14 protein-coding genes and 1 riboswitch are annotated in these 12,228 nt (G+C 59.7%); of the genes, 7 read left to right on the plus strand and 7 right to left on the minus strand.

What is annotated here, in order from left to right; all coding sequences use genetic code 11:
• Positions 1-8: 8 nt before the first annotated feature.
• Positions 9-1,331 carry a pyrimidine utilization transport protein G gene (gene rutG / locus FOY96_RS13740; protein WP_048979074.1) on the plus strand — a complete coding sequence of 441 codons (1,323 nt, stop codon included), beginning with the start codon at positions 9-11 and terminating at the stop codon, positions 1,329-1,331.
• Here rutG and FOY96_RS13745 read toward each other — a convergent pair.
• Both FOY96_RS13745 and FOY96_RS13750 read right to left on the minus strand, forming a co-directional pair.
• Complete coding sequence (locus FOY96_RS13745; RefSeq protein ID WP_143347254.1) at positions 1,319-2,242, minus strand: DMT family transporter; 924 nt, start codon at positions 2,240-2,242, stop codon at positions 1,319-1,321. The two genes, rutG and FOY96_RS13745, sit on opposite strands and share 13 nt — an antisense overlap.
• Positions 2,243-2,359: 117 nt before the next feature.
• Positions 2,360-2,530: a con-10 family general stress protein gene (locus FOY96_RS13750; protein ID WP_023311077.1), complete on the minus strand. Its 171-nt coding sequence runs from the start codon at positions 2,528-2,530 to the stop codon at positions 2,360-2,362.
• Positions 2,531-2,920: 390 nt separating this feature from the next.
• Between FOY96_RS13750 and wrbA the strand changes: the two genes are divergently transcribed.
• On the plus strand, positions 2,921-3,517 hold the full coding sequence (gene wrbA, locus FOY96_RS13755) for an NAD(P)H:quinone oxidoreductase (RefSeq protein ID WP_023311076.1): 597 nt from the start codon (positions 2,921-2,923) through the stop codon (positions 3,515-3,517).
• Between the two features lie 20 nt (positions 3,518-3,537).
• Positions 3,538-3,765: a YccJ family protein gene (locus tag FOY96_RS13760; RefSeq protein ID WP_008499832.1), complete on the plus strand. Its 228-nt coding sequence runs from the start codon at positions 3,538-3,540 to the stop codon at positions 3,763-3,765.
• Between the two features lie 33 nt (positions 3,766-3,798).
• Here FOY96_RS13760 and agp read toward each other — a convergent pair whose 3' ends face one another.
• Positions 3,799-5,040 carry a bifunctional glucose-1-phosphatase/inositol phosphatase gene (gene agp / locus FOY96_RS13765; RefSeq protein WP_143347255.1) on the minus strand — a complete coding sequence of 414 codons (1,242 nt, stop codon included), beginning with the start codon at positions 5,038-5,040 and terminating at the stop codon, positions 3,799-3,801.
• 152 nt (positions 5,041-5,192) lie between these two features.
• Between agp and FOY96_RS13770 the strand changes: the two genes are divergently transcribed.
• Complete coding sequence (locus tag FOY96_RS13770; RefSeq protein ID WP_032658095.1) at positions 5,193-5,636, plus strand: winged helix-turn-helix transcriptional regulator; 444 nt, start codon at positions 5,193-5,195, stop codon at positions 5,634-5,636.
• A gap of 125 nt (positions 5,637-5,761) precedes the next feature.
• Entirely contained in the window at positions 5,762-6,556 is a 795-nt protein-coding gene (locus FOY96_RS13775; protein WP_143347256.1) for an SDR family NAD(P)-dependent oxidoreductase, read from the plus strand.
• Between the two features lies 1 nt (position 6,557).
• Here the strand turns inward: FOY96_RS13775 and FOY96_RS13780 are convergent, their stop codons facing one another.
• The gene (locus FOY96_RS13780; RefSeq protein WP_032658098.1) at positions 6,558-6,917 is read right to left on the minus strand and encodes a winged helix-turn-helix transcriptional regulator; all 360 of its coding nucleotides are present in this window, start codon (positions 6,915-6,917) and stop codon (positions 6,558-6,560) included.
• Between the two features lie 100 nt (positions 6,918-7,017).
• Here FOY96_RS13780 and FOY96_RS13785 point away from each other — a divergent pair, with 100 nt between their 5' ends.
• On the plus strand, positions 7,018-7,767 hold the full coding sequence (locus tag FOY96_RS13785) for an SDR family oxidoreductase (protein WP_029741836.1): 750 nt from the start codon (positions 7,018-7,020) through the stop codon (positions 7,765-7,767).
• 1 nt (position 7,768) lies between these two features.
• Here FOY96_RS13785 and FOY96_RS13790 read toward each other — a convergent pair whose 3' ends face one another.
• The gene (locus tag FOY96_RS13790; RefSeq protein WP_143347257.1) at positions 7,769-8,272 is read right to left on the minus strand and encodes a DedA family protein; all 504 of its coding nucleotides are present in this window, start codon (positions 8,270-8,272) and stop codon (positions 7,769-7,771) included.
• A 159-nt stretch (positions 8,273-8,431) separates the two neighbouring features.
• Positions 8,432-8,601: riboswitch (M-box (ykoK) riboswitch) on the plus strand.
• Between the two features lie 60 nt (positions 8,602-8,661).
• Here FOY96_RS13790 and FOY96_RS13795 point away from each other — a divergent pair.
• A complete protein-coding gene (locus FOY96_RS13795; RefSeq protein ID WP_143347258.1) occupies positions 8,662-9,663 on the plus strand; it encodes a magnesium transporter in 1,002 nt (333 codons plus the stop codon).
• Between the two features lie 84 nt (positions 9,664-9,747).
• On the opposite strand, the gene hpxK is transcribed toward FOY96_RS13795, so the two are convergent.
• Both hpxK and FOY96_RS13805 read right to left on the minus strand, forming a co-directional pair.
• On the minus strand, positions 9,748-10,977 hold the full coding sequence (gene hpxK / locus FOY96_RS13800) for an allantoate amidohydrolase (RefSeq protein WP_143347259.1): 1,230 nt from the start codon (positions 10,975-10,977) through the stop codon (positions 9,748-9,750).
• Complete coding sequence (locus FOY96_RS13805) at positions 10,974-12,215, minus strand: pyridoxal-phosphate-dependent aminotransferase family protein (RefSeq protein ID WP_048976704.1); 1,242 nt, start codon at positions 12,213-12,215, stop codon at positions 10,974-10,976. The genes hpxK and FOY96_RS13805 overlap by 4 nt, the downstream gene beginning before the upstream one ends.
• Between the last annotated feature and the right edge of the window lie 13 nt (positions 12,216-12,228).

Below are 12,228 nucleotides of genomic sequence, written 5' to 3' on the forward strand. Positions count from 1 at the left end.
GACAGACCATGTTCGGATTTCCCCACTGGCAGTTGAAATCGACCTCCACAGAAGCAGGCGTGGTCGCGCCGGATGAACGTCTCCCGCTCGGGCAGACGATGGTGATGGGCGTTCAGCACGCGGTCGCCATGTTTGGCGCCACGGTGTTGATGCCGATGCTGATGGGACTCGATCCCAACCTGTCTATTCTGATGTCGGGTATCGGCACGCTGCTGTTCTTTTTCGTCACCGGCGGGCGCGTGCCCAGCTATCTCGGATCCAGCGCCGCCTTTGTCGGCGTCGTCATCGCCACCACCGGGTTTAACGGCCAGGGGATCAACCCCAACCTGAGCGTGGCCCTCGGCGGCATCATTGCCTGCGGCCTGGTGTACACCCTGATTGGTCTGGTGGTGATGAAAATCGGCACGCGCTGGATAGAGCGAATGATGCCTCCCGTCGTGACGGGCGCCGTGGTGATGGCGATTGGCCTCAACCTCGCGCCGATTGCGGTCAGGAGCGTCTCCGCCTCGCCGTTTGAAAGCTGGATGGCGGTGATCACGGTGCTGTGCATCGGCCTGGTGGCGGTGTTCACGCGCGGCATGATCCAGCGGCTGCTGATCCTGGTTGGGCTGATTGTCGCCTGTCTGGTCTACGCCCTGCTGGCCAACGTTTTCGGTCTGGGCAAGCCGGTTGACTTTACGCTGCTCCATCAGGCCGCCTGGTTCGGCCTGCCGAAAATGACCTCGCCCACCTTTAACACCCAGGCGATGATGCTTATCGCACCGGTGGCGGTGATCCTGGTGGCAGAGAACTTAGGCCACCTGAAGGCGGTTGCGGGGATGACCGGGCGCAGCATGGATCCGTACATGGGCCGCGCGTTCGTCGGTGACGGTCTGGCGACCATGCTCTCCGGTTCCGTGGGCGGCAGCGGCGTCACCACCTATGCTGAAAACATCGGCGTGATGGCGGTAACCAAGGTCTACTCGACGCTGGTCTTCGTGGCGGCGGCGGTGATGGCGATGCTGCTCGGCTTCTCACCGAAGTTCGGCGCGCTGATCCACACCATTCCGTCCCCGGTCATCGGCGGGGCATCGATTGTGGTGTTTGGGCTGATCGCCGTGGCCGGCGCGCGCATCTGGGTGCAGCATCGCGTCGATCTCAGCCAGAACGGCAACCTGATTATGGTGGCGGTCACGCTGGTGCTGGGCGCAGGCGATTTTGCCCTGACGCTGGGCGGGTTTACGATTGGCGGGATTGGCACGGCGACCTTCGGTGCGATCCTGCTTAACGCCCTGCTGAGCCGCCGGATGGCCGCCGCGCCGCAGGGCGCCGTAGTGCATCAGGATTCCTGATTTAACGTCGCGCTGTCATTTTCTGGCAGCGCGTTTTTCTTCCGTTTGAGCTTTAACTCGCTCACCAGCACCCCGGCGACAATGAATGCCGCGCCCACCAGCGCCAGAAGCGGCAAACGCTCACCTGCGATGCGTCCGAAAATCCCCGCCCAGACCGGTTCACCGGTATAAATCACCGTCGCGCGGGTTGGCGATACGCTGCGCTGCGCCCAGTTCATGGTGACCTGAATAATGGCGCTGAAGATACCCAGCCCCAGTGCGACCACCACCAGGCCGGTGGACATCGGCGGCACGGACTCCCCTGCCGGCACCATCGTCGCAAACGCCACCAGCGACGCTGTGGCGAGCTGCACCACCGTTACCCGCTTGACGTCGACCTTGCCCGCCCAGGCGCTAATCAGAATAATTTCCGCCGCAATGGCAATCGCCCCTATCAGGGTGATGATTTCGCCCGGCCCCAGCGCAAGCAGGTTGTTTTCCGGCCCGGCCAGTAAGATCAGGCCGATAAACGCCAGCACGATGCCAATACAGGACATCAGCCCCGGCAGCCGCCCCAGGCACAGCCACTGCAGCAGCGGCACCAGCGGCACATACATGGCGGTGATAAACGCGGATTTACTGCTGGAGATGGTCTGCAATCCCCACGTTTGCAGGCTGTAGCCCATCGCTATCGCCACCCCAATCGCCACGCCGGCCTTAAGTTCTTTCAGCGTCAGCCCCCGCAGCGTTTTAAGCGAAATTAGCCCCACGGCAAGCGCCGCCGTCGCAAAGCGCAGGCCAACAAAAAAGAACGGATCGCTGAGGGTCACCGCGTACTGAACGGCCAGAAACGTCCCGCCCCAGAACATGGTGATGAGAATGAGGATGGCTTCCTGCGGTTTAACGGAGAATTTGAAGCGTGAGACAGACATGCGGCACTCGCGGTTAAGATCAATTCTCTAGTGTGCGTTGCCTTTGGTTACAGTTCAATGTTGCAGAAATAAAAAAACCGCCGGGAGATCCCGGCGGCAGGGGTTCAACCCGGCGTGTTACTTACTGCTGCCGTGGCTGTTTTTCCCCCCTTTCTTGCCAGCTTCAGATGCGCGTTGCGGGTCATTCTTGAAGTTGCCCCCGCTATGCTGGCCACCTTTACGGCCTGCTTCTGATGCTCTTTCACGGTCTTCTGCGAAATTACCTGAACCACCACGATGGTTTGCCATCTCTAACCTCCAGAATGTGAAACATTAGACATCATATTGCATTCAGTAAAAGAGGATTCTTTCACCTCGCAACACAAGGACAGTGCCTTTATCTGTGCCGCGTGAAACTAAGCTTAGTGGAATGCCGCTATCCGGCAAGCCGCAGGTAATATTCTGCAACATGAACTCAGCCTTTCGGGTGAGATGACGCGGCGGCGATTCATAAACCTTTCTTATCATTTCAAAAATCTGCTGCCAAAAAGTTGTTTCATTTTGCTACAAAGCCTTTTTGTAACCATATTGTTATAAATCAAAGAAATGCCGTTCATTTTTGCAGTCTGGCTGTGATGGCATATCTTTAAAAGAACGCAGCGATCCGCTGTCAGAAAAACCAACGAGGAGTGATGCAAAATGGCAAAAGTTCTGGTGCTCTATTATTCCATGTATGGACACATTGAAACCATGGCTCACGCGGTAGCAGAAGGTGCGAACAGGGTTGATGGCGTTGAGGTTGTGGTGAAACGCGTACCGGAAACCATGCAGGCGGAAGCCTTCCTGAAAGCCGGGGGGAAAACGCAAAACGCCCCGGTCGCCACCCCGCAGGAGCTGGCGGACTATGATGCCATTATCTTCGGCACACCGACCCGCTTCGGCAATATGTCGGGCCAGATGCGCACCTTCCTCGATCAAACCGGCGGACTTTGGGCATCCGGGGCGCTCTACGGCAAACTCGCCAGCGTATTCAGCTCTACCGGCACCGGCGGCGGTCAGGAGCAGACGATTACCTCAACCTGGACTACCCTTGCTCATCACGGGATGGTGATTGTGCCGATTGGCTACGGCGCCCAGGAGCTGTTTGACATTTCCCAGGTGCGTGGCGGTACGCCGTACGGCGCAACCACCATTGCCGGTGGGGATGGCTCACGTCAGCCAAGCAATGAAGAACTGTCTATCGCCCGCTATCAGGGTGAATACGTCGCGGGTCTGGCCAAAAAACTGAACGGCTAACACCCAACAGGAGGACAAGCATGCCAACTCAAGAATCCAAAGCTCACCACGTGGGCGAATGGGCAAGTTTACGCAACACCTCTCCGGAGATTGCCGAAGCTATCTTTGAAGTCGCGAAGTACGATGAAAAGCTGGCCGAGCAGATTTGGGAGGAAGGTAACGATGAGGTGCTGGTGCGCGCCTTCGAAAAAACGGATAAAGACTCGCTCTTCTGGGGCGAGCAAACCATCGAACGTAAAAACGTCTAAGCGTTTCCCCCCGCCGCAGCGGGGGGTTCTCTTTTACTTCGCCGCGTTATTCATCACCGCATTGAATTTATCGACAGGACAGAAGCCGTTCGCATCCACCGGGCAGCCTTTCAGCTCCAGCGTCACGCGCTGCGCGGGCGACTGCAGCGACAGCACGCTGGCGTTACGCAGCTGCTCTGAGCTCTGGTAGACATACTCAATTTTCATCAGCTCCTGGTTGGCATTTTTGTCATGCCAGCGCTGGAAAACAATCTTGCCGCCAATTGGGGTGCGCTCCTGCTGGTCGTGCAGCTGATAGGGTTTGAAATCCAGGGCCGTCAGCAGGGAAGCAATGTTCGAGTCGTGCCCCACCAGCAGGGTGATTTTCGGCGCTTTTGCCTGTTCGGTGACCAGCGTTTTATCAATGTACTTCACCAGCGGCTTCGCCACGTTTTGCGCCACTTCGGTGGAGGTAAACAGCGAGTCCTGATAGCCGTTCTTCAGCTTCGACAGCACGCGCCACTGCTGGTCGGTTTTGATTTCGCCCCAGGCCACCTGGTCGGCCGGGAAGCCTTCGTAATACTGCAGCGTGAACGCGTCCACCAGCGAGTTACCCACCTTCAGCGGCCCGGATACGCCAGGCTCTTTTTCATAGTCGGCGCTGAAGGTATCTTTCGCGTCAGTCAGCGAGCAGACCTTTTTCTCTTTGCAGGACGGGGAATCCGCGTAGTTCGTCATCTGCTCCAGCAGCTTATAGCTTTCGCCCAGCTGCATTTTCTGCCGCTCGGACTCCATCGCCTTGAGCGCTTTTTCGCGAAATTCCGGCGAGTTATCGGTAATCACCGGATTAAAGGTCGGATCCATGGTGCCCATTTTTTCCTGATGGTGCACGGGAACGTCGCAGCCCGGGAACGCACCGGTGATGAAGAACTGCGCGGTGGCGACGGTACGCTGCAGGCTGTTGGCGTAAGCATAAACGCTATCCGCCGCTGGGCATTCTCCCGTCTTCACCATCCCCTGCTGCGCCAGCCACTCGCGCATGTAATGGCCCATATAGACTTCCAGCACGCCGCCCTTGGTGGTGAGCTGACCGCCCGGCACCTCCCACTCCGGCCACTGCTTCGGCGTGGACTGCTCCAGCACGCTACCGTTATTGGCGAGCGGCGCGCGCAGGTTGTGACGGCTCATGATTAAAACTTGCTCCAGCTGATACCCTTCCGGCGTCTCTTGCGCCTGCACGCCAAACGTTGCTGAAATGGAACCGGCGACTGCCAGCGCGAGTAGTGCTTTTTTCATCCCTAATTCCTCACTCGTTTTAAAATGTCGCGTTCAGTGTGACAGATTCGTGACAATTTTCCGGGAAGCATTTCTCAAACTGATGATTAACGTGCTTACGGTGTGTGCCAATAAGTTTTATAATAAAACCACACCCCACCGGAGAATTGACCGTGAAACGTACCCGCCTCGAAGAGAGCACCTGCCCCGTCGCCCGTTCGCTGGATATCATCGGCGACTGGTGGTCGCTGCTGATTGTTCGCGACGCGCTGCGCGGGATTAAGCGCTTCGGCGAGTTCCAGAAAAGCCTCGGCATCGCGAAAAACATGCTGACCACGCGGCTGAAACTGCTGGTCGACGAAGGCATCCTCCGGCTTCAGCCCGCGTCCGACGGCAGCGCCTGGCAGGAATACGTCCTGACCGACAAGGGGCGTGCCCTGCAAACGGTGCTGGTTGCCCTCTCCCAGTGGGGCAATGAATTTTTGTTTGCGGATAACGAATGCGGCACCGTGCTGGTCGATACCGAACAGCGCAAACCCCTGCGCAAACTGGCGCTTATCGCCGACGATGGCCGCGAACTGACGCCTGAAGAGATCGTGGCGAAACTCCCCTCCTGATCGTTCCCGACGGCAACAGCACAAAATGCTCGCAAATATGGTTGCATTATAAAACCAAATAGCAGAGAGTTTATTCAGTTTCATCTTGAAACCAAATAACCCACTTTGCCCTGAGGTAACACACGATGACTACGCAAATCACCACCGCCCTGATTACGGGTGCCTCTTCCGGGATTGGTGCCGTTTATGCCGATCGCCTTGCCGCGCGCGGCGCTAACCTGGTGCTGGTCGCCCGTCGCGAAGATCGCCTGAACACCCTTGCCGCCGACCTTCGCGCGCGCTACGGCGTGGCCGTCGATATTCTGGTGGCCGATCTTACCGATGAAGCCGGGATCCGCGCCGTGGAAGAGGCGCTGCGCAGCAATACCGCCATTGATACGCTCATTAACAACGCGGGCACCGCGCAGATGGCGCCGTTCCTCGCGGGCGATGTGGCGCAGCATCAGGCCATTAACACCCTGAACACCACGGCGCTGATGCGTCTGACCTACGCCATCCTGCCGCGCCTGGCGCAGAACAATCGCGGCACGCTGATCAATATCGCGTCCGTGCTGGCTCTGCACGTCCGGGCGGGCAGCGCGCTCTACAGCGCCACCAAGGCGTGGGTGTTGAGCTTTACCCGTGGGTTACAGGAAGAATTTGCCGACAGCAGCGTGCGCATTCAGGCCGTGCTGCCCGCCGCCACGGCGACGGAAATCTGGAGCCATTCGGGCGTCACGGTGAACGATCTGCCGAAAGGATCGGTGATGACCACCGACGATATGGTGGATGCGTCGCTGGCGGGTCTGGATCAGGGTGAAACGATCACCATCCCGCCGATGCATGACGCCGGCCTGTGGGATCGCTACGAAGCGGCACGTCTTGAGCTGTTCAACAGCGCGCGCACCGGCATTCCGGCACCGCGCTACGTGAAACAGTAGCCTAACGCTCAAGCTGGTCGCCGTACTCGCTCATCCAGGCGGCCAGCGGGGAGAGTGCGTCCTGCAGGGTTAGCCCCAGCTCGGTGATCTGATACTCCACGCGCGGCGGGATCTCCGGGTAGACCGTCCGCGTCACCAGCCCGCGCTGCTCAAACAGGCGCAGCTGCTTCGTCAGCTCTTTCTGCGTGATGGGGGCAGCGGCCCGCAGCAGATCGCCAAAGCGTACGGGCGTGTTGAACACAATCAGACGGTACAGAATGGGGATCGCCCATTTACCGGAAATCAGGTTAACAAACTGCGTCATCGGGCAGGTATACGCCTCAGATTTTTTTTCACAGCACTCCTCCAGCATTTCTGCCATAGCACACCTCTTGCCTCTTTAGTATCCATTTGGTACCTGGTTTCCTTTCGATACTAACGTTTCTATAGTGCTTTCTCCAGAGACATTTCAGGAGAAGAACATGGGTCGTTTAACAGATAAATATACGCTGATTACCGGCGGCACCAGCGGCATCGGTCTTGCCACCGCGCAGGCGTTTATCGCCGAAGGCGCGCGCGTCGCCGTGACCGGACGCAACCCGGACACCCTCGCCGAAGCAGAACGTATTCTTGGCGATAAGGCCTGGGTGATCCCGACCGATGCGGGAGATATCGCCTCGCAAAAAGCACTGGCGGAAACCCTCGCCGCCCGCTGGCCACGCCTGGACGCGGTGTTTCTCAACGCCGGTGACGTGACGCACGCGCCGCTGGAAGCCTGGCAGGAGGATGCCTGGGACCGCCTGATGGGCATCAACCTGAAGGGGCCGTTCTTTTTAATTCAGGCGCTGCTGCCGCTGCTGAATAACCCGTCGTCGGTGATCCTCTGCGGCTCGGTGAGCGCGCGTATCGGCCTGCCCACCAGCAGCGTGTATGCCGCGAGCAAAGCCGCCCTGCTGTCGCTGGCGCGCACGCTGTCGGCGGAGCTGCTGCCGCGCGGGATCCGCGTCAACGGCCTGAGCCCCGGTCCGGTGGAGACCCCGGCGTTTACCAAAACGGGCTTAAGCGACGAGGCGCTTAACGCGATGATGGCGGAGATCATCAAGCTGGTGCCGCTCGGCAGAATGGGCTCGACGACGGAGCTGGCAAAAGCCGCGCTCTATCTGGCCTCCGACGAGTCGAGCTACACGGTGGGAACGGAGCTGCTGGTCGACGGCGGAATGGGGAGTTTGTAATTCAAAAGGCGCTGATGCCGGTGACGATGCCGACATACAGCGCCGCCCATGCGCAGGCGGAAAGCAGGCTGACGGCGTAGACCTTGACTGCATTCAGCCTGAGCATTCCCGCCGCCAGCGGCACGATGTAGCGCAGCACCGCCAGAAAGCGCGCGGTGAACAGGACCAGCACCCCGTTTTTCTGCAGCTGATGCTGCACCCGCAGCATTTTACCGGCGTGCTTTGCCGAGAAGCGGGTCATCCATCGCGTGTGCCCCATCAGCTGGCCGATATGGTAGTTCAGCACCGAACCCGCCGTTGCCCCTAGCACCACGGCCAGCCACGCCAGCGCAGGATGCATGCTCGCCTGGCTGACGGTAATGCCCGCCAGCAGCATCACCGAGGCGGGCGGCAGCACGGAGGAGACTAGCACCGTCGATTTACTCAGCGCCATCACAAATAACAGCGCGAAAAGATGTGCCGGATACAGCGCAAAATGATTCAGCAGATTATCAAACCACGCCATTATCCTCTCCTCCGTTGATTATTTAATCCTCCATTAGAAATGAATTAACTTAAATAAACCCTCAACATTTTATTAATAAAAATCGTCTAAACCGTTCTTAAACATTATTTAATTTTCTGAGCGGTAAATTTAAATAAGAGTATTATTCCTCACGTTTTACAACGATCTCGTTATGGCGAGGCTCCTGTACAAATACACGTTATCGCTCTGGTAGGTTCGAGAGAACCGACACAGGGTAAAACAGGCACTGTCGAATCAAGGCTTTGTCAGTATAACTTCCCTCGTGGGATACGGTGTACAGTGCTGAACCCAGGACGTGGGGATCTCCTCTTCGACATGCCCTGTCTTGCTCGCCCCTGAGAGATGTTATTATTCAAAGGGAATTCACTATGTCTTACGCTATTCACAACCAGAACCTGGCATTCAATGACAGCGCGATCGCGCAATATATGAATACCGATTTTATTGTCCTCGATATTTCATTATGCGTGGCGCTGGCGCGCGAGCAATTCTTCGAAAAATTAAAAGACGACAATATTCCGTCTCATATTTTTATTGAAGACAATGGCCGCCTGGCGGGCATGGTTGCCGTGCGCAAATTGCTGCAAACCGCCGATACGGTACAGCCGGTGAAATCGCTGATGATTTCGCAGTTTTTGCAGGTCAAACCGGAGGACGAACGTGCCGACGTTGCCGGACTGCTGGCGCACGGCGGCGCGGACGTGGTGCCCGTGGTCACCCACGGCAAGCTCGTCGGCTGCCTGACCGAGCGCGAAATCGCCCACCTGCTGGAAGATGACGTCACCGAAGACGCCCAGCTTCAGGGGGCGACGCTGCCGCTGGAGAAGCCCTATCTGGACACCAGCCCGTATAGCCTGTGGAAGAAACGCTCCGTCTGGCTGCTGCTGCTGTTTGTCGCGGAGGCCTACACCAGCTCGGTGATCCAGCATTTTGAAGAGGCGCTGGAGTCCGCCATCGCGCTGGCGTTCTTTATTCCGCTGCTGATCGGCACGGGCGGCAACAGCGGGACGCAAATCACCTCCACCCTGGTGCGCGCCATGGCGCTGGGGGAAGTTCGTCTGCGCGACGTTGGCCGCGTGCTGCGTAAAGAGATGACCACCTCGCTGATGATTGCCGCCACGCTCGGTGTCGCCGGGTGCATTCGCGCCTGGATGATGGGGATTGGGTTGGAAATTACGCTTATCGTCAGCCTGACGCTGGTGTGCATTACGCTCTGGAGTGCGATCGTGTCGTCGGTCATTCCGATGGTGCTCAAGCGCTGCGGCATTGACCCGGCGGTCGTCTCCGCGCCGTTTATCGCGACGCTTATCGACGGCACCGGGCTGATTATCTACTTCAAGATCGCGCAATATACGCTGGGGCTGGAGTAACGTAGTTCCCTGCCGGGTGGCGCTGCGCTTACCCGGCCTACCCATCCCGTAGGCCCGTGCAAGCGTAGCGCCGCCGGGCAATACTCAGATCGCACCAAGCGTTCTTACCGCCCGCCCAAACGCCTCAATCGCGAGGGCGACATCCTCAGCCATCACCGATTCCGCCGGATGGTGGCTGACGCCCCCTTTGCAGCGCACAAACAGCATGCCGACCGGCCAGCGTTCCGCGATGGCAATCGCATCGTGGCCCGCACCGCTGGGCAGCGATAGCGAGCGCCCCTGTACCGATGTGACGGCCTCTCCCAGCACCTTTTGCAGGTGGATATCGCACGGCGTGGCGGCAATGCGGTAAAACTCCTCGGCGCTGAAGTCCAGACCGCGACGCGAGGCGATCGCCTGGGCATGTTCCAGCAGGTCGTTAAGCAACCGATCCAGCGGCGCATCCTGCGGCCCGCGAATATCCAGCGAGAGCTGAACCTCGCCGGGGATCACGTTCACCGCCCCCGGCAGGCAGCGCAGCTCACCAACCGTCGCCACCAGGTTGCCGCCCTGCTGTCGGGTAGCGTTTTCAATGATAACCATCCACTCGGCGGCGGCGGCCAGCGCGTCCCTGCGGTGGAGCATCGGCACGGTTCCCGCGTGCCCGGCCTCGCCGGTAAAGCGGCAGTTCAGACGGCGCGCGCCGTTAATGGCTTCCACCACGCCAAGGGCGAGCGCCTCCTGCTCAAGGCACGGCCCCTGCTCAATATGCAGCTCCAGATAGGCGCTGAAATCCTCCTGACGGCGCGCGGCATGGAGCACGCGGGCAGGATCGAGCCCCATCAGGGTCATCGCCTGCGCCACGCTGATCCCGCTGGCGTCGGCTTTTTCCAGCCAGCCCTGCGGCCAGGTGCCCATCAGCCCCCGGCTGCCTAACAGCGTAATGCCGAAGCGGGTTCCCTCTTCGTCGCAAAAGCCGACAATCTCAATGGCCTGGGCCAGATGCACCCCCTGCTGGTGCAGGCTGTCCACCACCTCAATGGCGGCAAGCACGCCGAGCATACCGTCGTAGCGCCCGGCATTGCGCACGGTATCGAGATGCGAGCCGAGCAGCACCGCCTGCGCCCCTTTCTGCGCGCCCTCATAGCGTCCACAGATGTTGCCCACGCTGTCCTGCCAGACGGTCATTCCCGCCTGGCTCATCCACTGCCCCACCAGCTGGTTGGCCTGCAGATGCTGGGTGGAGAGATAAACCCTCGTCAGCGCATCCGGGGTTTCGCTGATGGCGGCCAGCGCGTCGGCGCGGGCCATCACCCGTTCTGCCGCCGGGCTCATTGCGGCGTCTCGCGGCGATAGTGGTCCCACGCGGCCTGCATGGCGGCACCCTGCGTGGTGGTGAATTTCAGGTAGTTCAGCACCGACTCCAGCGCGCTCAGGGTGGTCATCACGCAGTCTTTGCGCGCGTTGTAGCCCATGGTGCCAATGCGCCACACTTTGCCGTGCAGCGGGCCAAACGAGGTGCCGATTTCAATCCCGAAATCCTCCAGCATCAGCTTACGCACCTGGTCGCCGTTGACGCCCTGCGGGATAACCACGCCCAGCACGTTGTTCATCTTGTGCTTCAGGTCGCCGAAGGTCTCCAGCCCCATCGCCTGAATGCCCTTCAGCAGCGCATCGCCGTGCAGCTTATGGCGCGCGATGCCGTTATCCAGCCCTTCCTGCAGGATCAGACGCGCGCACTCGCGGGCGCCAAATAGCGCGGTGGTGGCTTCGGTATGGTGGTTAAGGCGCTCCGGCCCCCAGTAGTCCATCACCATGCCGAGATCGAAATAGTTGGAGTAGATCATCTCCTCGTCGCCGTCGCGGTGGGCGTCGGTGCGGATGCCCTCCTCAACGCATTTACGGCGGCGGATCGCCTCCTCCATGCGCGCGCTCAGGGTGATCGGCGAGGTGCCCGACGGGCCGCCGAGGCACTTCTGCATCCCGGCCGATACCGCATCCAGTCCCCAGGCGTCGGTCTCCAGCGCGTTGCCGCCGAGCGACGCGGTGGCGTCGGTATAAAACAGCACGTCGTAGCGGCGGCAGATCGCGCCAAGCTCGGCGAGCGGCTGGAGCATGGTGGTGGAGGTATCGCCCTGCACGGTCAGCAGCAGGCGCGGACGAACACGCTTAATCGCATCCTCCACCTGGTCGGGGGTGAACACCTCGCCCCACGGCACCTCGATGGTATGCACCTCCGCGCGGCAGCGGCGGGCAATTTCGCACAGCAGATGACCAAAGCGGCCAAAGACCGGCACCAGCACCTTATCTCCCGGGCGGATGGCGGAGACCAGAATGGCTTCAATCCCCGCGCGGGAGGTGCCGTCCACCAGCATCGTCCAGCGGTTTTCGGTGCGGAACACCCCGCGATAGAGCGCCATCACCTCGTTCATGTAGTGGGTCATGGCCGGATCGTACTGGCCGATCAGCTGGCTCGACATGGCGCGCAGCACGCGCGGGTCGGCGTTGATCGGGCCCGGCCCCATCAGCAGGCGCTGGGGCGGGTTGATTTGCGGAAAGCGTGCGATATCCATTGTTAAGTCCTTA

Origin of the sequence: Enterobacter asburiae (assembly GCF_007035645.1) — a bacterium.
In the GTDB taxonomy this organism is placed as follows: domain Bacteria; phylum Pseudomonadota; class Gammaproteobacteria; order Enterobacterales; family Enterobacteriaceae; genus Enterobacter; species Enterobacter asburiae_B.

Bases quoted from the DNA above. Each gene is read 5' to 3' on its own strand.
- rutG (WP_048979074.1), top strand. From the start codon at position 9: ATGTTCGGATTTCCCCACTGGCAGTTGAAATCGACCTCCACAGAAGCA.
- FOY96_RS13745 (WP_143347254.1), bottom strand. From the start codon at position 2,242: ATGTCTGTCTCACGCTTCAAATTCTCCGTTAAACCGCAGGAAGCCATC.
- FOY96_RS13750 (WP_023311077.1), bottom strand. From the start codon at position 2,530: ATGGCAAACCATCGTGGTGGTTCAGGTAATTTCGCAGAAGACCGTGAA.
- wrbA (WP_023311076.1), top strand. From the start codon at position 2,921: ATGGCAAAAGTTCTGGTGCTCTATTATTCCATGTATGGACACATTGAA.
- FOY96_RS13760 (WP_008499832.1), top strand. From the start codon at position 3,538: ATGCCAACTCAAGAATCCAAAGCTCACCACGTGGGCGAATGGGCAAGT.
- agp (WP_143347255.1), bottom strand. From the start codon at position 5,040: ATGAAAAAAGCACTACTCGCGCTGGCAGTCGCCGGTTCCATTTCAGCA.
- FOY96_RS13775 (WP_143347256.1), top strand. From the start codon at position 5,762: ATGACTACGCAAATCACCACCGCCCTGATTACGGGTGCCTCTTCCGGG.
- FOY96_RS13780 (WP_032658098.1), bottom strand. From the start codon at position 6,917: ATGGCAGAAATGCTGGAGGAGTGCTGTGAAAAAAAATCTGAGGCGTAT.
- FOY96_RS13785 (WP_029741836.1), top strand. From the start codon at position 7,018: ATGGGTCGTTTAACAGATAAATATACGCTGATTACCGGCGGCACCAGC.
- FOY96_RS13790 (WP_143347257.1), bottom strand. From the start codon at position 8,272: ATGGCGTGGTTTGATAATCTGCTGAATCATTTTGCGCTGTATCCGGCA.
- FOY96_RS13795 (WP_143347258.1), top strand. From the start codon at position 8,662: ATGTCTTACGCTATTCACAACCAGAACCTGGCATTCAATGACAGCGCG.
- hpxK (WP_143347259.1), bottom strand. From the start codon at position 10,977: ATGAGCCCGGCGGCAGAACGGGTGATGGCCCGCGCCGACGCGCTGGCC.
- FOY96_RS13805 (WP_048976704.1), bottom strand. From the start codon at position 12,215: ATGGATATCGCACGCTTTCCGCAAATCAACCCGCCCCAGCGCCTGCTG.